17 protein-coding genes are annotated in these 19,587 nt (G+C 63.0%); 7 read left to right on the top strand and 10 right to left on the bottom strand.

The features are described from left to right. The first annotated feature begins 31 nt into the window (after window positions 1-31). Entirely contained in the window at window positions 32-1,264 is a 1,233-nt protein-coding gene (locus SOP95_RS27835; protein ID WP_323609035.1) for a nucleoside permease, read from the top strand. Window positions 1,265-1,378: 114 nt separating this feature from the next. On the opposite strand, the gene SOP95_RS27830 is transcribed toward SOP95_RS27835, so the two are convergent. Further along, window positions 1,379-1,936: a TetR/AcrR family transcriptional regulator gene (locus SOP95_RS27830; RefSeq protein ID WP_323609034.1), complete on the bottom strand. Its 558-nt coding sequence runs from the start codon at window positions 1,934-1,936 to the stop codon at window positions 1,379-1,381. 171 nt (window positions 1,937-2,107) lie between these two features. On the opposite strand from SOP95_RS27830, the gene mexE reads away from it, so the two are divergent. The 5 genes from mexE (at window position 2,108) to SOP95_RS27805 (ending at window position 8,883) form a co-directional block, all read left to right on the top strand. Further along, complete coding sequence (gene mexE, locus SOP95_RS27825) at window positions 2,108-3,367, top strand: multidrug efflux RND transporter periplasmic adaptor subunit MexE (protein WP_323609033.1); 1,260 nt, start codon at window positions 2,108-2,110, stop codon at window positions 3,365-3,367. A 12-nt stretch (window positions 3,368-3,379) separates the two neighbouring features. After that, complete coding sequence (locus tag SOP95_RS27820) at window positions 3,380-6,559, top strand: efflux RND transporter permease subunit (protein WP_323609032.1); 3,180 nt, start codon at window positions 3,380-3,382, stop codon at window positions 6,557-6,559. Next, window positions 6,556-7,974, top strand: coding sequence for a TolC family protein (locus tag SOP95_RS27815; RefSeq protein ID WP_323609031.1), 1,419 nt, complete (start codon window positions 6,556-6,558; stop codon window positions 7,972-7,974). Before SOP95_RS27820 ends, SOP95_RS27815 begins: the two co-directional genes overlap by 4 nt. 92 nt (window positions 7,975-8,066) lie before the next feature. After that, the gene (locus SOP95_RS27810) at window positions 8,067-8,465 is read left to right on the top strand and encodes a hypothetical protein (protein ID WP_323609030.1); all 399 of its coding nucleotides are present in this window, start codon (window positions 8,067-8,069) and stop codon (window positions 8,463-8,465) included. Window positions 8,466-8,487: 22 nt separating this feature from the next. Then, complete coding sequence (locus tag SOP95_RS27805) at window positions 8,488-8,883, top strand: hypothetical protein (protein WP_323609029.1); 396 nt, start codon at window positions 8,488-8,490, stop codon at window positions 8,881-8,883. A 12-nt stretch (window positions 8,884-8,895) separates the two neighbouring features. On the opposite strand, the gene SOP95_RS27800 is transcribed toward SOP95_RS27805, so the two are convergent. From SOP95_RS27800 to SOP95_RS27760, 9 genes are all read right to left on the bottom strand, one after another. Then, complete coding sequence (locus tag SOP95_RS27800) at window positions 8,896-9,615, bottom strand: NAD(P)H-dependent oxidoreductase (RefSeq protein WP_323609028.1); 720 nt, start codon at window positions 9,613-9,615, stop codon at window positions 8,896-8,898. A 22-nt stretch (window positions 9,616-9,637) separates the two neighbouring features. Further along, window positions 9,638-11,179 carry an acyl-CoA carboxylase subunit beta gene (locus SOP95_RS27795; RefSeq protein WP_323609027.1) on the bottom strand — a complete coding sequence of 514 codons (1,542 nt, stop codon included), beginning with the start codon at window positions 11,177-11,179 and terminating at the stop codon, window positions 9,638-9,640. 69 nt (window positions 11,180-11,248) lie between these two features. After that, window positions 11,249-12,433, bottom strand: coding sequence for a thiolase C-terminal domain-containing protein (locus SOP95_RS27790; RefSeq protein WP_323609026.1), 1,185 nt, complete (start codon window positions 12,431-12,433; stop codon window positions 11,249-11,251). Beyond that, window positions 12,430-13,959, bottom strand: coding sequence for an AMP-binding protein (locus SOP95_RS27785; RefSeq protein ID WP_274077620.1), 1,530 nt, complete (start codon window positions 13,957-13,959; stop codon window positions 12,430-12,432). Before SOP95_RS27785 ends, SOP95_RS27790 begins: the two co-directional genes overlap by 4 nt. An 8-nt stretch (window positions 13,960-13,967) precedes the next feature. Next, window positions 13,968-14,384 carry a Zn-ribbon domain-containing OB-fold protein gene (locus SOP95_RS27780; RefSeq protein ID WP_323609025.1) on the bottom strand — a complete coding sequence of 139 codons (417 nt, stop codon included), beginning with the start codon at window positions 14,382-14,384 and terminating at the stop codon, window positions 13,968-13,970. Between the two features lie 7 nt (window positions 14,385-14,391). Then, complete coding sequence (locus tag SOP95_RS27775; protein WP_323609024.1) at window positions 14,392-15,891, bottom strand: hypothetical protein; 1,500 nt, start codon at window positions 15,889-15,891, stop codon at window positions 14,392-14,394. Window positions 15,892-15,894: 3 nt separating this feature from the next. After that, window positions 15,895-17,292 carry a hypothetical protein gene (locus SOP95_RS27770; RefSeq protein ID WP_323609023.1) on the bottom strand — a complete coding sequence of 466 codons (1,398 nt, stop codon included), beginning with the start codon at window positions 17,290-17,292 and terminating at the stop codon, window positions 15,895-15,897. Next, the gene (accC, locus tag SOP95_RS27765; protein ID WP_323609022.1) at window positions 17,289-18,698 is read right to left on the bottom strand and encodes an acetyl-CoA carboxylase biotin carboxylase subunit; all 1,410 of its coding nucleotides are present in this window, start codon (window positions 18,696-18,698) and stop codon (window positions 17,289-17,291) included. The genes SOP95_RS27770 and accC overlap by 4 nt, the downstream gene beginning before the upstream one ends. Then, complete coding sequence (locus SOP95_RS27760) at window positions 18,698-19,162, bottom strand: acetyl-CoA carboxylase biotin carboxyl carrier protein (protein WP_323609021.1); 465 nt, start codon at window positions 19,160-19,162, stop codon at window positions 18,698-18,700. The genes accC and SOP95_RS27760 overlap by 1 nt, the downstream gene beginning before the upstream one ends. A 197-nt stretch (window positions 19,163-19,359) precedes the next feature. On the opposite strand from SOP95_RS27760, the gene SOP95_RS27755 reads away from it, so the two are divergent. Then, on the top strand, window positions 19,360-19,584 hold the full coding sequence (locus SOP95_RS27755) for an acetyl-CoA carboxylase biotin carboxyl carrier protein subunit (RefSeq protein ID WP_274077626.1): 225 nt from the start codon (window positions 19,360-19,362) through the stop codon (window positions 19,582-19,584). The last annotated feature ends 3 nt before the right edge of the window (window positions 19,585-19,587 follow it).

The following is a 19,587-nucleotide window of genomic DNA, read 5'->3' as shown; positions in this document are numbered from 1 at the left end:
GCACAAAAACAACAATAAGACGGTGACTGTCATGACCACGATGACCGCGCGATTAAGCGCAATGATGTTCCTGCAGTTCTTTATTTGGGGTGGCTGGTTCGTCACCCTCGGCACTTTTCTCGCCAGCAATCTGGGCGCCACTGGCGGGCAGATCGGCATGGCGTTCTCGACCCAGTCATGGGGGGCGATCATCGCGCCGTTCGTGATAGGTCTGATTGCCGATCGCTTCTTCAATGCCGAGCGCATTCTCGCCGTGTTGCACCTGGTGGGCGCGGTGTTGCTGTATCAGCTGTATCGCGCACCGGACTTCAGCGCCTTCTATCCGTTCGTGCTGGCCTACATGATGATCTACATGCCGACCCTGGCCCTGGTCAATTCCGTCGCGTTCCGCCAGATGAGCGACCCGGCGCTGGAGTTCTCGCGCATCCGCGTGTGGGGCACCATCGGCTGGATCGTCGCCGGCGTGGTGATCAGCTTCGTGTTTGCCTGGGATTCACAAGCGGCAATTTCGTCAGGCGGGTTGCGCAACACCTTCCTGATGTCGGCGATTGCGTCACTGCTGCTGGGCCTCTACAGCTTCACCTTGCCGCGCACCGCACCGCTCAAAGGCGAAGCGAACGGCGGCCTCAAGCAGATGCTCGGGCTGGATGCCCTGGGGTTGCTCAAGGATCGCAGTTATCTGGTGTTCTTCATCGCGTCCATCCTGATCTGCATTCCGCTGGCGTTCTACTACCAGAACGCCAACCCGTTCCTGGCGGAAATTGGCGTGACCAACCCCACGGCAAAAATGGCCATCGGGCAAGTCTCCGAAGTACTGTTCATGCTGCTTCTGCCACTGTTCATTCATCGCTTCGGGATCAAGCTTGCGCTGCTGGTGGGGATGCTGGCCTGGGCCTTGCGCTACCTGTTGTTCGCCTATGGCAACAACGGCGACCTGGCTTTCATGCTGTTTACCGGCATCGCCTTGCACGGCATCTGCTATGACTTCTTCTTCGTTTCCGGACAGATCTACACCGACGCCAAGGCTTCGGAACGTTTCAGGAGTTCCGCCCAGGGCTTGATCACCCTGGCGACCTACGGCCTGGGCATGCTGATCGGTTTCTGGGTGGCGGGGCAGGTGACCGACCACTACGCCGCGACGGCGGGTAGCCATGACTGGAAAAGCATCTGGCTGTTCCCGGCAGGGTTTGCCCTGGCGATCTTTTTCTGTTTTTCCCTGGCGTTCAAGGGACGAGAGAAGGTGGCGGTGCAACCCACGGTCTGACCCCTGTAGGAGCGAGCTTGCTCCGGGCGGCGTTCCGACGATGGTCGCCAACGATAACGCGTCCTTTCAGGCAGCACGCGTTATCGTTGGCGACCATCGCGAGCGAGCTCGCTCCTACAAGGAGCCTGGCCATGCATTGATCACCGAGGTCAGGAATTGCTGGGACAGCTCCGGCTTATCCAAGGCCCTGGCAACGAGCATGGCACCGGCAATCGAGGCAATGACCCGCAACGCTTCCTGGTGTTTTTCCTCCGGGTTTTCGCCCTCCACCAATGGCATCAGTATCTCGATCAAGCGCTCGATGCCCTTGGTGAAGGACTGGCTGACCGCGCCGCCGGTACGCGCCACATCGGTCGCCAGGGCAGGAATCGGGCAGCCCTCGGTCCAGTTGTCCAGGTGCTTCTGGGTCAGGTAACCCTTGACCAGCTCCGGAATCGATTTGGCGTCCTGCCAATGTTGAATGTTGGTCTCGAACGTCCTGCTGACGGCCTCGCAAGCCAGCTGCTCCTTGCCGCCTGGAAACTGCCCGTAGAACCCGCCGTGGGTCAGCCCGACCGAACGGGACAGTTCGCCGATGCCGATCCCGTCGATGCCTTTCTCGCGGTACAGCCGGGAGGCGGCCGTGAGGATCGCTTCCTTGTTGGCCGCAGCCTTGTCTTTCGTCACTTTCATGGGGTGCTCCTGTGGCCGGTGGGCATGGCCCTTGGCAAGTCGTCGCTGAGAGGCTAGTAATTATGATAGTCGTCATATATTGTTGGCGCAAATGTGTGACGGCCAAATCTCTTTTTTTTGCCCTTATACATGATGGCTATCATCAAAAACAATGCTCAAGGCGGATACTCCATGGAACAGTCCCTCAAACCTCTGCGTTATCCACTTGCCGCATTGGCACTCACGATGCTTGCCGCTTGCGATCGTGCGCCTGTCGCCGCCAATGCACCGGGGGCGCCGCACGTCACGGTGGCCAAGGTGATCGAGCAGCCTATTACCGAATGGGACGAGGTGACCGCACGACTGGAAGCCCCGGAAACCGTCGAGGTCCGTCCACGGGTATCAGGGCAGATTGAACGGGTCGCCTTTACCGACGGTGCGTTGGTGAAGAAGGGGGACCTGTTGTTCCAGATCGATCCGCGGCCCTTCGAGCACGAGGTCGAGCGTTTCCAGGCCCAGTTGCAACAAGCCCGGGCGACGCTGCTGCGCACCGCCAATGAAGCGCAGCGCGGGCAGCGCTTGCTCGGCAGCAATGCGATTTCCGCGGAACTGGCCGACACCCGCACCACCACCGCACAAGAGGCCAAGGCCGGTGTCGATGCGATCCAGGCGCAGCTCGACCTTGCCCGGCTGAACCTGAGCTTCACCCGCGTCACCGCGCCGATCAGCGGCCGTGTCAGCCGCGCGGAAATCACCGCCGGCAACATCGTCACCGCCGATACCACGCCGCTCACCAGCGTGGTCTCCACCGACAAGGTGTACGCCTACTTCGATGCCGACGAGCGCCTGTTCCTCAAGTACGGCCAGCTCTCCCGCCAGGGCCAGCGCGGCCAGAGCACGCCGGTGTACATGGGCCTTTCGAACGAAGAGGGCAACAGTCACCTGGGGCAGATGAACTTCGTCGACAACCAGGTCAATCCCAAGACCGGGACCATCCGTGGTCGTGCGGTGTTCGACAACGCCGACGGCCAATACACCCCCGGGTTGTACGCCCGGCTGAAACTGGTGGGCAGCGCCGCCTATGCCGGCCTGCTGATCAAGGACGAGGCAGTGGGCACCGACCTTGGCAAGAGGTTCGTGCTGGTCATCGATCAGGACAACAAGGCGGTGTACCGCAGCGTCGACCTGGGCCCCAAGCTTGAAGGCCTGCGCATCGTGCGCAGCGGATTGCAGAAGGACGACCGCATCGTCATCAACGGCCTGCAGCGGGTCCGTCCCGGTGCCGTGGTCGCCCCGCAGGACGCGCCCATGGCCGACCCGGAAACGGTGGCGACACTGGCCCGCCAACGCCAGGCCGTTGAGGCAGGCAATCAACCCGCAAGCCCATCCTCCGCCTCCGTCAAATCACCAGCCCTGGTGAAAACGGATGCGCCTGCCAGCCCTCGCGGATAAGGGAGCACCGACATGAAATTCTCACAGTTCTTCATCACGCGGCCGATCTTCGCCGCGGTGCTGTCGCTGCTGATCCTGATCGCGGGCGCCATCTCGCTGTTCCAGCTGCCGATCAGCGAATACCCCGAAGTGGTGCCGCCGACCGTGGTGGTTCACGCCAATTACCCGGGGGCCAACCCCAAGGTCATCGGCGAAACCGTGGCGGCGCCGTTGGAGCAAGCCATCACCGGCGTCGAGAACATGCTGTACATGTCCTCGCAGTCCACGGCGGACGGGCGTTTGACGCTGACCGTGACCTTCGCCCTGGGCACCGACCTGGATAACGCCCAGGTCCAGGTGCAGAACCGCGTGACCCGCACCGAGCCGAAATTGCCGGAAGAAGTGACGCGCATCGGTATCACCGTGGACAAGGCCTCACCGGAATTGACCTTGCTGGTGCACCTGGTGTCGTCGGACAAGCGCTACGACATGCTGTACCTGTCCAACTACGCGATCCTCAACGTCAAGGATGAGCTGTCGCGCCTGGACGGCATCGGCGATGTGAAGATGTTCGGTATCGGTGACTACTCCCTGCGTATCTGGCTCGATCCGGACAAGACCGCCTCGCGCAACCTGACCGCCACCGACGTGGTCAACGCGGTGCGCGAGCAGAACCGCCAGGTCGCGGCCGGGGCACTGGGTTCGCCACCGGCGCCGAATGCCACCCACTTCCAGATGTCGATCAATTCCCAAGGCCGGCTGGTCACCGAGCAAGAGTTCGAAAATGTGATCATCCGCAGTGGCCCGAACGGCGAGATCACCCGTCTCAAGGACATTGCCCGGGTCGAGCTGGGATCCAACCAGTACGCACTGCGGGCGCTGCTCAACAACCAGGAAGCGGTGGCCATGCCGATCTTCCAGCGCCCGGGGTCCAACGCCATCGACATCTCCGACCAGGTGCGGGCGAAGATGGCCGAGCTGAAGAAAAACTTCCCCCAAGGCATGGACTACGAGATCGTCTACGACCCGACCATCTTCGTGCGCAGTTCGATCGAAGCGGTGGTTCACACCCTGTTCGAAGCGCTGATCCTGGTGGTGCTGGTAGTGATCCTGTTCCTGCAGACCTGGCGCGCCTCGATCATTCCGCTGGTGGCGGTGCCGGTGTCACTGATCGGCACCTTTGCCGTGATGCACCTGCTCGGTTTCTCCCTCAATGCACTGTCGCTGTTCGGCCTGGTGCTGGCCATCGGCATCGTGGTGGATGATGCGATCGTGGTGGTGGAGAACGTCGAGCGCAATATCGAATCGGGCCTGGAGCCGGTCGAGGCCACCAAGAAGGCCATGGGCGAGGTGACCGGCCCGATCATCGCCACGGCGCTGGTGTTGTGCGCGGTGTTTGTGCCGGCGGCGTTCATTTCCGGGCTCACCGGGCAGTTCTATAAACAGTTCGCCCTGACCATCGCCATCTCCACGGTGATCTCGGCCTTCAACTCCCTGACCTTGTCGCCAGCGCTGGCAGCGGTGCTGCTCAAGGCCCACGGCGCGCCGAAAGACCGCTTCTCGAAAGTGCTGGATCGCTTGCTCGGCGGTTGGCTGTTCAAACCCTTCAACCGCTTTTTCGACAAGGCCAGCCATGGCTACGTGGTTGCCGTGGCCAAGATCATTCGTGGCAGCAGCGTCGCCTTGCTGGTGTACGCCGGCCTGATCGGCATGACCTATATGGGCTTCAGCACCACGCCGACCGGATTCGTGCCGACCCAGGACAAGAAGTACCTGGTGACCTTCGCCCAGCTGCCGGACGCGGCGAGCCTGGATCGCACCGAATCGGTGATCCGCCGCATGAGCACCATCGCGATGAACGAGCCGGGGTTCGACAGTGCCGTGGCATTTCCCGGGCTGTCGATCAACGGTTTCACCAACAGCCCGAACGCCGGCATCGCCTTCATCGGCTTGCGCCCGTTCGATGAGCGCAAAGACCCGAGCTTGTCCGCCGGGGCGATTTCCGCGTCGCTCAACGGCAAGTTCGGCGACATCCAGGACGCCTACATCGCCGTGTTCCCGCCACCACCCGTCCAAGGCCTGGGCACCATCGGCGGTTTCCGCCTGCAGATCGAGGACCGCGGCAACCTCGGCTACGAAGAGCTGTACAAAGAAACCATGAACATCATCGCCAAGAGCCGCAGCGTTCCGGAACTGGCCAACCTGTTCACCAGCTACACGGTCAACGTGCCGCAAGTGGAAGCGGCCATCGACCGGGAAAAGGCCAAGACCCACGGCGTGAAGATCAACGACATTTTCGACACCTTGCAGGTGTACCTGGGCTCGCTGTACGCCAACGACTTCAACCGTTTTGGCCGCACCTACCAGGTCAATGTGCAGGCCGAGCAACAGTTCCGCCAGGAGCCGGAGCAGATCGGCCAGTTGAAGGTGCGCAACGATCGCGGCGAGATGGTTCCGCTGGCGACCTTCGTCAAGGTCAGCCCGACGTCGGGGCCGGACCGGGTCTCGCACTACAACGGTTTCGTCACTGCGGAGATCAATGGCAGTGCAGCCCCCGGCTACAGCTCCGGCCAGGCCCAGAAAGCCATCGAGAAACTGCTCAAGGAAGAACTGCCCAACGGCATGACCTACGAGTGGACCGACCTGACCTACCAACAGATCCTGTCCGGCAACACGGCGCTGCTGGTGTTCCCGCTCTGCGTGCTGCTGGCGTTCCTGGTGCTGGCCGCACTGTATGAAAGCTGGAGCCTGCCGCTGGCGGTGATCCTGATCGTGCCGATGACCCTGCTGTCGGCGATTGCCGGGGTGATCATTTCCAAGGGCGACAACAACATCTTCACCCAGATCGGCCTGATCGTCCTGGTGGGCCTGGCGTGCAAGAACGCGATCCTGATCGTCGAGTTCGCCAAGGACCGACAGGCCCAGGGCCTGTCGCCGCTGGACGCCGTGCTCGACGCCTGCCGCATGCGGCTGCGGCCGATCCTCATGACCTCGTTCGCCTTCATCATGGGCGTGGTGCCGCTGGTGACGTCCACCGGCGCCGGCTCGGAAATGCGCCGGGCCATGGGGGTAGCGGTGTTCTCCGGAATGCTCGGGGTGACCTTCTTCGGCCTGCTGCTGACGCCGGTGTTCTTTGTCCTGATTCGCCGCTACATCGAACGCAAGCAAGCGCGCAAACACGCCAATGCACTGAACCTGGAGGTGCAGCCATGAAAGCCCTGAAGTTGTTTTTGCCGAGTCTCCTGGTGACGGCACTGGCGGCGTGCACGGTCGGGCCAGACTACAAGACCCCCGACACCCCGCGAGCGGTCAGCGTTTATGCCAAGGCGGCCAACTACGATCAGGCGCGTTTCGAGCGCCTGTGGTGGCAGCAGTTCGACGACCCCACGCTGAACCAGTTGGTGAGCAAGTCCCTGGAAGGCAACCGCGACCTGCGGGTGGCGTTTGCCCGCTGGAAAGCCGCCCGGGCTATTCGTGACGATGTCAGCAACGACAATCTGCCCGTGGTCACCAGCCGCGTCAGCAGTGAGCAAGGGCGTGCGCAGGTGCCAGGGCAGACCGAGCACCGGGTCAACCTGGAGCGCTACGACCTGGGGCTGGACATGGCCTGGGAGGTCGACCTGTTCGGGCGCATCCTGCGTCAGCTCGAATCGAGCGATGCGCGGGAAGACGCCGCCGCGGCGGATCTCTACCAGCTGCGGGTGTCGATGATCGCCGAGCTGGTGGATGCCTACGGTCAACTGCGTGGCGCTCAACTGCGGGAGAAAATCGCCCTGGCCAACTTGAAGAACCAGAGCGATTCGCGCAGCGTCACCGTGAGCCTGCGCGATGCCGGGGTCGGCAACGAACTCGATGTGGTGCGCGCCGACGCGCGCCTGGCCGCGGTGGAGGCGAGCGTACCGCAGCTGCAAGCGGAGCAGGTCCGGGAGAAAAACCGCATCGCCACCTTGCTCGGTGAACGCCCGGAGCAACTGAGCGTGTCCTTGAGCCCGGCGGACCTGCCGGCCATCGCCAAGGCGCTGCCGATCGGTGATCCCGGCGAGTTGTTGCAGCGGCGTCCCGATGTGCTGGCGGCCGAACGCAGGCTGGCGTCGGCGACGGCGGATGTCGGCGTGGCCACTGCCGACCTGTTTCCCCGTGTCAGCCTCAGCGGCTTCCTTGGCTTCACCGCCGGGCGCGGTTCGCAGATCGGCTCCAGCGCCGCCCGCGCCTGGAGCCTGGGCCCGAGCATTACCTGGGCCACCTTTGACCTGGGCAGCGTGCGCGCCCGCATTCGCGGCGCCAACGCCGACGCCGAAGGCGCCCTGGCCACGTATGAACAGCAAGTGCTGCTGGCGCTGGAAGAGTCGGAGAACGCCTTCAGCGACTATGGCAAACGCCAGCAGCGGTTGTTGTCGTTGATCAAGCAGAGCGAGTCGAGCCGCGCGGCGGCCAGTCTGGCGGCGATCCAGTACAAGGAAGGGTCGGTGGATTACCTGGTGCTGCTCGATGCCGAGCGCGAGCGCTTGAATGCTCAGGATGCCCAGGCCCAGGGTGAAGTGGATCAGTACCGGGGGATCGTGGCGATCTACAAGGCGCTGGGGGGAGGGTGGGACAGTGGCGGCAACAAGCTGGCCGCGATGAACTGATGCCAGTTTATCGTGAATGATTATATTCACGGGGTATTGCGTGACTACTATTTATAGATTGGATCCGCTGCGTCATAACAGAGGTGAAAGAGATGAATAAGATAATGGCCTGCTCAATAGTTGTACTGTTGCTGGCGGGTTGCTCATCCTCTGGTCATCAAGCTGCCATGGATGCGCATGCTGATGCCCCACCGACTGCGAAACAGTTAAACGCAAGCGAGATAAATTCGACGGTAATAGGTCGCAAGCACTCCAGCGTAACGTCCACCGGATATCCTTTCTCTGAAACATTGAATCCTGACGGCACCGCAACCATCAAGATTTCCAGCGAGCCCATGCAAACCGGCGCCTGGGTGATTACCGAAGACGTCATTTGCGTCACTTATCAGAAGTATGGAAAGGAATGCAATAGAGTACTCAGTGACGGGGTCACGATCTGGTTTGTCGATAGCGTGAAAAATAAAACCAACAACAAGTTTACAGTTCAATAAAGGTTGATGTGCGAGGTGCGGCATGAGCAAAGAATACTGGAGTTGTATATTCCTGGCCCTTGTCTTGTCCGGTTGCGCTTCGTCTGGTAGCCATACGATAAAACCGGTTTCGCCTTCGGCGGTTGCGCTGGATGATGATCAGGTTCGCAGTACCCTGATTGGCAACAAACTTAACAACGTAGGGGAGTCGGGCTTGCCGTATTCCTTGAGCTTCAATGCCGACGGCACCGAGATATTCAAGATGTCAGGCAATCCACCCGAAACGGAACATTGGACCGTCAAGGATGGGGTGATCTGTTTCACCTCACCCAAGATCAACAAGGAATGCTATCGGCTGAAAAAGGACAAGGACGACTACTGGCTGGTAGATCCACAGACGGGCGCAGTGCACTACCACTACACCCTGACTGCGCAATGAATTCGCTGGCTCCTACAGCGGGGTGTCACCCAGACCCAGGGGAAAGAGCCGATCATCGAATTGACTCAGGCGCGGGTACTCGATGGCCTCATCCGCATCGATGTTTTCAAGGCGCTGGCGATAGCTGAGCAAAAACGCCTGTCGGTCCTCAGCGCTGATGTACGGCACATGCCAACCGACAAAAGGTGGTAGCACCTCCAGCCCGACATAGGCCAAGGTCCCACGCAACAGCGGACGCAACATGTCTTCCAGGGGGCCATGGATCGCGTTGCCGCCGAACATGTGCTCACGCCCGCCCAGGGTCACGGTCACCAGGCCTTTCTTGCCGCTCAGGCCGCCTTGATCATAGAAGCGCTTGCCGCCGTAGCAGATGCCGGACACCAGCACCCGGTCAATCCAGCCCTTGAGAATGGCCGGTGTCGAGAACCAGTAGATCGGGAAGTTGAGGATCAGCAGGTCCGCCCACAACAGCTTGTCCAGCTCCTGCTGGATATCGGCGGCGAGGGTCTGCTCCTTGCTGTTGCGTCGTTGTTCGAGGGCGTAGACCAGGTATTCGGGATTTTCCCTGATGCAGAAGTCCTCGGCACTGGCCACCGGGTTCCAGCTCATCGCGTACAGGTCCGATACCCGCACCTCATGCCCTTGGGCTTGCAAGGTTTCGACCGCCTGGTCGCGCAGCGCAGCGGTAAAGGATTTTGGCTCGGGGTGGGCATGCACGATCAAAACATTCATGGCGAATCCTTGGAAGGAGAGATCAAAAGTAGGTCGGCCAGGTACGCATTTCGTGGCGTCCTATACCGTTATTGAAGCCGCGCCGTTGCGCCGCCAGTGCCTCGACCAGAAAGCGCCGGGTTTCTCCCGGGGCAATCACCTCGTGGGTGCCCATGGCGCCGGCCAGGGCAAAGGCCGAGGTGTCTTTTGCGAACTCGGCATGCAGGCGCTCGTAGCGTTCCGGGTCGCTCTCGCGTGTCACGCCATGCACCACGCTGACCGCAACGCCGGGGTCGACGAAGCTGACGTCGGCCATGCACCAGGCGGCCGACTGGTCGCTGTTGCGGCCACCGCCGAAATTCAGGTACGCCTGACCGAAACTCTTGCGCACGATCACCGAAAGCTTGGGCACCGAACAGAGTTGCACCGCGTGAATCATGTTCATGATGTGCGCCGGTGCGCTGCGTTTCTCGCCTTCGATACCCACCAGGAAACCGGGGGTATCGACCAGAAATACCAGCGGGATATTGAACGAGTCGCACAGGGCGATGAAGCCGGTGGCCTTGCGGCAGGCATCGGCGTCCAGAGCCCCGCCTTTGAATAACGGGTTGGAAGCGACAATGCCGATGCTGGCACCTTCGAGCCGAGCCAGGGCGGTGACGACCGAGCGACCGAAACGATCCTTGAGTGGAAACAGGCTGGCGCGATCGACCAGGGTGGCGAGCAGCTTGCGCATGTCGTAGGTCTTGCTGCGTTCTGCCGGGACGATGCGTTCAGGCCCCGACGAGTCCGGGCGGTCCTCGGGCGTGCAGGGCAGCTCGGGCGGCAGCTCATTCGAATGAGAGGGCAAGTAGCCGAGAAAGCGCCGGATGGCGCTCAGCGCTTCCTGGTCATTGTTCACAACCATGTCGGCCAGCCCGGTGATTTCGGCATGCATGCGCCAGCCACCGAGTTCTTCGGTATCCGAACTCTCGCCGATGGCCACCGAGGTGACTTTTGGGCTGGAAACAGCGAGCATTGCGCCTTTGCGCATCACGGTGAAATCCGCCAGGCACGAATACCAGCTCGCCGAACCGAAGCAAGGCCCGAGCACTGCGCTGACCCACGGCGTCTCGCGCCGCCGGCAGTACTGCTGGGCATCCTGGCCGCCACCGGCCATGCTGCCCGCACCCATCGCATCCTGCATGCGCTGGCCCGACGATTCGCCGAGGAAGATCAGCGGCATGCCGTTGCGGGTGGCGCATTCCTTCATGTAGGCGATCTTGCGCGCATTGATCCACGAGGACGACGCGCCTTTGACCGTCATGTCGTTGGACACCACGGCGACACGGCGCGAGTCGATGCGGCCAAAGCCGGTGATCTTGCCGTCGGCGGGGGTGCTGTCGCGATCCTCGGGGCGGGCGGAGTGGGCCAGCATGCCGATCTCGCTGAACGACTGCGGGTCGAGCAGACCCTCCAGCCGCTCACGGGCGTTGAGCACGCCGGCATCGCGGCGCGCCTGGAGCCTGGCTTCGCCGCCCATGTTCAAGGCGGTGGCGCGACGGAAGTGCAGCTCTTGTTCGGGTGAAGTGTGTTCGCGGGTCATCGTGAAGTCTCATTGGGAACCATGACGGCACGTCCGACGATTTCGCCGCGACGCATTGGCAGCAGGACCTCAATCACCGGCTTCGTTCGCCAGCACCATGTACATGAATGCCGACATGACGAGTCCGCCGGTCTGGACCAGGCAGCTGCTGGCATTGGCGACCTGGCGTGCGTCGCATTCGCCGCGCAGCTGGCGCACGGATTCGATCATCAGTTGCATGCCGAACTGGCCGGAGTGGTTGAACGCCAGGCCACCGCCCGAGGTATTCACCGGCAACGCTCCGCCGGGCGCGGCAATGCCGCTGCGCAGGAGCGCGCCAGCCTGGCCGGGTTCGCACACACCCATGGATTCGAGCCCGACCAGCACATTGATGGTGAAGGCGTCATAGATCTGCACCATGCTCAATTCGCTGCGCGCGATGCCGGACATGCACAGTGCACGCTCGACGCAGGCGCTGGTAACGCCATCGTCGAGCCAGTCGAACGTATTGATCGGCGTGACATGGCCTCGATAGGTATCGGCGAAACCGCGGATGAACACCGGCGGCCTGGCCAGGGTGCGGGCGTATTCGGCCTTGGTCAGGATCAACGCACCGGCGCCGTCGTTGACCAGGCAGATATCGGCCTTGCGTAGCGGGTCCGAGATCAGCGGCGAAGCCAGGTACTCCTCCATCGTCAGTGGTTGGCGCAGCGTGGCCTGGGGATTGAGGTGCGCCCAGCGCCGCGCGTTGATCGCCACCTCGCCGAGGTCCTCCGGGCTCGCCTGATAGCGATGCAGATACTGCTGGGCGAGCATCGCATACCAACTGATCGGGCTGAGCACGCCGTAGGGCGCCACGAACTGGCCGGACGGGGAGCGCGGGTCGGTGACCACGCCGCCACGCTGACGACTGTGATCCAGGCGCTGGGTGCTGCCGTAGGTGACCAGTGCCACCGAGCACAGGCCGGCGTCGATGGCGGCCATGGCGTGGATCAAGTGGGTGAGCGGCGAGCCGCCGCCCACCACCGTGCTGTCGACATAGCGCGGGGTGATGCCCAGGTATTCGCTCACCAGCAGCGCATTGGCGCGGTCGTCCCAGTGGGCGAATACTCCATCGACATCGGCCAGGGTAAGCCCGGCCTCCAGCAGGGCCGCGCGGGCCGAGCGGCATTGCAGCGACAGCGCGGTGTCGCCTGGCTGGGCCTTGCCGAGGCCGGCTTCGCCGACACCGACGATGGCATAGCGGCCGGCCAGGCGGGATGCGTCGAGCGTCATGGTCGAGGCTCCTGCGCGATGAGCTGTGCACGCACGTCTTTCTTCAACACCTTGCCAACCGGGCTGCGCGGCAGGCTGTCCCAGAACAGTACGTGCTTGGGGGTCTTCAGGCTGCCGAGTTTTTCCCGGCAGGTGGCGATGAATTCCTGCGCGGTTGCACAGGCACCCGCCTTGAGTTCGATGACCGCGATGACTTTCTCGCCCCAGTCGGCATCGGGAATGCCGACCACCGCGCAATCCATCACCGCCGGGTGCGCCCAGATCACTTGCTCGATCTCGCTCGGGTAGAGGTTGAACCCGCCGGAGATGATCATGTCCTTGGTGCGGTCGACGATGTACAGGTAACCGCCTTCGTCGAACACGCCGATGTCACCGGTGTGGTGCCAGCCGAACCGGCGTGCCTCTTCGTTGGCTTGCGGGTTGTCGTAGTAGCCGGGGGCGACCAGTTCGCCACGGGCGACGATCTCGCCGCGTTCGCCGGTCTCGACGATCCGCCCGTCATCATCCATCAGGGCCACTTCGCAGGCGCCGGTGGGACGGCCGGCCGAACCCAGGTGCTTGCCGTCACGCAGGTGGTCTTCGCGGGTCAGTACGGTGATCACCCCTGGCACTTCGGATTGACCGTAGAACTGCACGAACACCGGCCCCCATAGGGCGATACCCTCGCGCAGCTTGTCCACGGACATGGGCGCGGCGCCGTAGATCACGTATTCGAGCGAGGAGCAGTCGCGGGTCCTGGCGTCCGGGTGCGAGAGCAGCCGGTAAATCAGGGTCGGCGGCAGGAACAGGTGGGTGATGCGTTCCCGTTCAATGGTTTCCAGTACCACGCCGGGGTCGGCGGACGCTGCAATCACATTGCGCGTGCCGAAACTCGACAGGGCCATGGCGGTGGCGCCTGCCGCATGGGTCAGCGGGGCCACGACCAGGTGCGCGGGGCTTTTTGCCGGTGGCATGAACTGGTTGCCGATGCGGTAGCAGGCGAGCAACGCGCGATGGCTTTGCATGATCGCCTTCGGCCGCCCCGTGGTGCCGCCCGATGACTTGATCAGGGCAATGTCGTCGAGCCCCTGGCGCACTGTGCACTCTTGGCCGGCATGATCGCGGCACCAGGAGGCGATGCTCAGCCCGTCGATCGGCTCGTCCAGTCCAATCAGGGTTTTCAGGCTGGGCACGCCGGCGCGAATGCGCTCGGCATGCTCGGCGTACTGGGAGTGCAGCACCAGTACCGAGAGCTTGGTGAAACTCATGAACCAGATCAGGCTGTCGATCGAGTCCCTGGCATTCAAGGGAATGAAGGTGCTCCCGGCGCGCAAGGCGCCCAGCATGGCGACAAAGCTCAGCGGGTGATTGGGCGCCAGCACGCCGACATGCGCGCAGCTCAGGCCCAGCAGCGTCAAGGCATGGCCGATGGCATGGGAATCGGCCTGGACCTCGGCGTAGGTGAGGCTCAAGCCGGGGCCTTGCAGGCAGACATTGTCCGGGTGGCGATTGGCGCCCGCGTCGAAGTGGTCGGTGATCATTTGCATGGTGACGGCTAATCCAAAAGAGTGAACTGGGGCAGCGTGCAGGTTTCGCTGACGGGCTCGAAGCAGACGCTGACGCGGGCGCCGATGGCGACGCGGGTCAGGTCGGCATCGAGGATGTTGGCGACTACGCGCACACCTTCATCGAGGTCGATCAGCGCAACCACATAAGGCAGCCGGGATTCGAAGGCCGGCGAGGGCGCGATCCGGCAGACCGTCCAGGTGTAGATGCGCCCATGGCCGCTGGCGTTGATCCAGTCGAGGCGCTCGCACAGGCAGCTGATGCAGAAGGCCCGAGGGTAAAACTGGCAGGTCCCGCAGCCAGCGCAGCGCTGGATCACCAGTCGCTGTTCCCGGGCGGCCGCCCAATAGGCGGCCGTTTCGGCGGTGGGTTGCGGCAGGGGCCGAGCAGAGAGGGGAGTCGACATGGCAGCCTCAGTGAGTACGCAGTTCGAAACCGGCCATGGCGATATGCACATGGCGTTGCTCCGGGAGTTTGGCCAGCCCGGCGATCAGTTCATGCAGCGGACGACGCACGTTGAAGGTATCGTCGACCATAACAGGGACCAGCCCGGTGATTTTTTCGTCGCCGTACATGGCGCGCAGCAGCAGTTCATCGTCCGACAGGCCGGGGTAGCGGCTACGCAGTTCGGGAACCCTTGGCAACAGCACCGGCGGTGTGGTCGCCACCTCGCGGGAACCGTTGGCGAGCACAAGAGCCTTGACGTCGTGATCGACCGGCAATGGCAGTGCGCCGAAGTAGCCGCACACGTACTTCTTCACTTCGTCGGGTACCACCTTGTAGCGCTCGCCGCTCAGTACGTTCATCACCGCTTGCGCGGCAATCATGGCGGGGAAGGGCGTGGCCATCACGGGCGAGCCCAGTTCCACGCGCACGCGCGCGATCTCTTCGAGGACCACCGGCAGCTTGTCGGCGATCCCCGCCAGCTGCAGTTGCGACTGTAGATTCGACATGGCGCCGCCGGCATATTGGGTGACGAAGTGCGCCGGGTCGTATTCCGCCGGGATACCCAGGGGAAAACCGTTCTCTTCGGCCACACCGGCGAGGTACTCGCCGATCTCGTCAGCGGCGCGGTCATCGAAGTCGACCTCGAAACCGATCTCGCGCAGGTTGCGAGCGAGCATCTGGGCCGAGGGCCCGGCATTGCCGTGGGCCAGCGGATCGATCGAACACAGCAGACGGTCGGCGCCGTGCACCGCGGCTTCGATGGCCACCAGCGAACCGGTCGCGTTCAGGCAGTGGGTGAGCACTTCGAGCGGTCGATCACCGATCATCGCCTTGATCGCCGGCACGATGCTGCGCACCTGTTCCACGGTCATGCTGCCGCCGGCATCGCCGAAGGTAAAGGCGTCGATGTCGAAGCGCTCGATGGCTTCGCGCGCCTTGGCGGCGTAGAACGGCGCGTCGTAGCCAGGGGCCAGGTTGTAGATCATGGCGAGGTTGGTGGTGGCGCCGAGGCGCTTGGCGGTGGCTATCGCCGGCACCAGGTTATCCCAGCAATGCAGTGAGTCGAGGAAACCGATGTCGCGGGCACCGTTGGCGACCAGGCGCTCGACGTACAGCTCGCTGAGGTCGTCCGGCTCCGGGTAGAAGCTGCGCAGCATGTTGCTGCGCACGATGCCGCGCAACGGCGTACGGCGGATGCGCTCGGACAACAGGCGCAGGCGCTCCAGCGGGTTCTGGTTGAGGAACAGCACGCTGGCGTCGAACTGCACCAGGGCAACGCCTTCTATCGCATCGAAACCCAGGGCATCCAGGCGCTCGGCCATCGGCAGCATGTGCTCGGTGCGCATGCGCGTGGCCCACAGGCACTGGTGCGCATCGCGCAGGGTGGCATCGACCAGCTGGATGCGCCGCCGTTTGCCGGTGCGGACAAATTCCGCGTGCACTTTTTCGCGTAGTTGGTTCAGCACATGTCACCCCTTGCTGTGTTCGAGATGGATGGACAGGCCGGGGCCTGTGACACTCAATACGGTGTAGTCGGGCCAGCGTTGCAGCAGCCCCTGCGTCAGGGCCTGCTCGGGTGTGCGCACTTCGTAGTGAAGACTGTGCAGCGGCGGCAGCGCCGAGCAGCCGCAGACCAGTGCCGCCAGCGCCTCATCGCCGGCGGGCACAGCGCTCGCACGGCAAGAATGTGCAACCGCGCCGATGCGTTGTTGCAGGCTGTTCAGCGACGTGTCGATCGGGCCGTAGCAGCCTTGCAGCCAGCGACGCAAGGTTGGCTGCAACGTGGCGTAGCGTGGGCCGCCGTCCAGATGCTCGAGCGCCTGTCGCGCAATGGCCCGGGCGAAAGGTTGCAACATCGGCGGCTGGCCCAGCTCCTGGCGAATGCGCGTGCACTCGCGGGCAAACTCGAACAGATCGGCCAGGCGTCCGCGCTCACGCAACGCTTGCATGGCCTCAGTGGCGATTTCGCCCGGCAACTGGTGCTCGTATGGAGCCAGGTCGAAGGCCCAGGGCACACTTTCGGCAAAGCCTTCCTGATCCGCCACTGCAGCGAACTGAGCCTGGGCTTCTTTCAGACGATCCTGATCCGGGGTTTGCAGCGGCAATTGCAGCAGCGCCGCCGAACTGATCAACCGTGCCAGTGACGGTACCGAGGCACCGTTGGCGACACAGGGCAGCGCCGCATCGAGGCGGTCGATGCCAAGTCGAATCGCCTCCAGCGCCACCTGCGGGCCGAGACCGGTGTGGCAGCGGGTGTGCAGGTCCAGAGGGGTTCCATCAGCGCCGCTACGCAGCGCCGCGAGCAAGCCGGGCAGGCGATCGACATGCAGCAGGCCGGCTTCGTCGCGCAGCATGATGCGCTGCGCACCGGCCTGGGCCAGCCGCGCCGCGCAGGCCGAATAGTGGGCGTTGCCATGTTGATGATCGTCGACATAGGGCAGGGCGGCGATGGCGCTCAGGCCGTTCGCCAGTGCCAACTGCACCGCGTTGCCCAGGCGCTCGAAATCCAGCTGCGGATCGATCAACACCACCTCGCTGATGCCGGACCGGGCGAGCACCCGCAGCCAGCCGTCCAGCGTTTCGCCAGCGAGCACATCAATACGGCCATGGGCGGGCAGCAGGTTCACCGTGGCGCGCAGGGGCGTGCCATTGGCGCGTTCGCGCAGTGCCGTGAGGCGTTGCAGCGGATTTTCACCGCGGCCCAGACATTGCGCGATCACGGCGGGACTCAATACCTCGATCGCCGCCAGCCGGGCGTGCCCCAGTGAACTCATGGTGCCGAGCAGCATCGCCGTGCCGAGGGCGCCGCCCCAGGCGGCGGTCTGGCCGTCGCTCAGGCTGACATCGACCAATGTTGTCATGCTCATGCGCGCTCCTTGGCTTGTTTCAAAGCCTGTTTGCGGGCAGGTACGAAGACGTCTTCGACCCAGCGCGTGGTGACCAGGCCCGCGACGAAGTCGGGGTGATCGAGCACGGCATGGTGGAAGCGGGCGGTGGTCGACAGGCCTACGACTTTCATGTCCTCCAGCGCCTTGCGCATCAGCACGATGGCCTCGTTGCGGGTCGGTGCATGCACGATCAGCTTGGCCAGCAGGGAGTCATAGAACGGTGGCACGGTGGCGCCGCTGTAGCAGTGGGTATCGACCCGTACGCCCGGGCCCTTGGGTGGCAGCCATTCGCTCACCAGGCCCGGGCTTGGGAGGAAATGGCGGTCCGGGTCTTCGGCGTTGATCCGGCACTCGATGGCATGGCCGACCAGCTTGACGTCGGCCTGGCTGAACGACAGCGGCAGGCCTGCGGCGATGCGAATCTGCTCGGCCACCAGGTCCAGGCCGGTGATCATCTCCGTCACCGGATGCTCGACCTGGATGCGGGTGTTCATTTCCAGGAAATAGAATTTGCCATCGCGGTCATCGACCACGAACTCGATGGTGCCCGCACCGAAATAACCGACATTGCGCGCCAGGCGTACGGCGCACTCGCCCATTTGTTCGCGGGTGTGCGGCGCGAGGCTGGGGGAGGGTGCTTCCTCGATCAGTTTCTGGTGCCGGCGTTGGGTCGAGCATTCGCGCTCGCCCAGGTGCACAACATTGCCTTGCCGGTCGCCCATGATCTGGATTTCGATGTGACGCGCCAGTTCGATGAACTTCTCGACATACAAGGTCGGATCGCCAAAGGCCGCTTGTGCTTCCGAGGAAGCGGAACGGAAGGCGGCTTCGGCCTCATCGTCGCTGCGCACGATGCGCATGCCGCGCCCGCCGCCCCCGGCGGTGGCCTTGAACAGCACCGGGTAGCCGATGTCGCTGGCGATGGCGCGGGCAGTTTCTGCATCGGCCACGGCGTCAGAGCCCGGCACCCGCGGTACTTCGGCTTTTTCCGCCAGACCGACGGCGGTGATCTTGTCGCCCATCGAATCAATGATTTCGGCCGATGGACCAATGAACGCAATGCCGGCATCTTCGCAAGCCTGGGCGAAGTGCGAGCGCTCGGAAAGGAAGCCGTAACCCGGGTGGATGGCGTCGCAGCGCTGTTCCAGTGCCGTGCGCACCAGCAGGTCGGCGCACAGGTAGCTTTGCGCGGCCGGCGCGGGGCCGATGACCACGTACTCATCGGCCAGGCGCGCGGCCAGGCTGTACTGGTCCGCTTCGGAGACGGCGGCAACCGATTCGATGCCCAGGGTTTTGCAGGCGCGCACGATGCGCACCGCGATTTCGCCACGGTTGGCGATCAAGACCCGGCGAATGTCGCGGGTTGCCACGGGAATGCTGCTCATCAACGTGCCTCCGGTTCAAGAATCATCAAAATCTGGTCGCGCTGCACCATCTGCAGGTCCTGGGCGACGATGCGCACGACGCGGCCTTTCAGCGGCGACGCGAGGGTGTTGAAGAGTTTCATGGCTTCGACCAGGCACAGCGGCGTGCCTGCCTCCACCAGCGTGTTCTCTTCGACGAAGGACGGTTGGTCAGGGCTGGGTTTGCGATAGAAGGTGCCCATCATGGTGGCGCGTACGGCGATCTGACCGGCGGCGATTTCGGGTTCGCGGGTGGCCGCCACAGTGGCCGGCTGCGCTGATTTTGCGGGTTTTACACCTTGCGCAGGCGCCTGGGACCGCTCGATCGTTCCCGACTTGCTGGCAGTCAGGGTGGTGTCACCGACGCGGACTTCCAGAAAGTCCAGATGCCTCGTGTGATCCAGTATTTCCAGGATTCTTCGTGCTTCTTTATGAGTGAGCGACATGCCTTCTGGCCTCTTGTTGTTCGAATTGCCTTGACGGATATGAACATCGATACGTAGGATTGTCAACAATCAGACAATCATGTAATTTGCTGATCGTGATCCAGGGCGTTTGCGCAGGCCTTCATCAAAAAGCGTAGCGCGCGGCGGCCAAGGGCTCGGTCATTAAAGAAATCAGTAGTGTTTTGGAGGGGGCGAGAATGAGTACAATCGCGGTTAAATCAGATGTCGCCGGAACGGTCTGGCAGATCCATGTCGGCGTGGGCGATGTCGTTGAAGAAGATCAGATACTCATCGTCATGGAATCCATGAAAATGGAAATTCCATTGATGGCTGTCGAGCCGGGGCGCGTTGTCAGCGTTCTAGTTGCCGAGGGCGACGTGGTGAAAGACGGCCAGGATGTCTTGCTTATGGAGTGCGATTGAAGT

This window comes from Pseudomonas sp. YuFO8 (assembly GCF_035065025.1).
In the GTDB taxonomy this organism is placed as follows: Bacteria; Pseudomonadota; Gammaproteobacteria; order Pseudomonadales; family Pseudomonadaceae; genus Aquipseudomonas; species Aquipseudomonas putida_AE.
The sequence above is the reverse complement of the archived record's forward strand: the minus strand, read 5'-3'. Positions and strand labels throughout refer to the sequence as shown.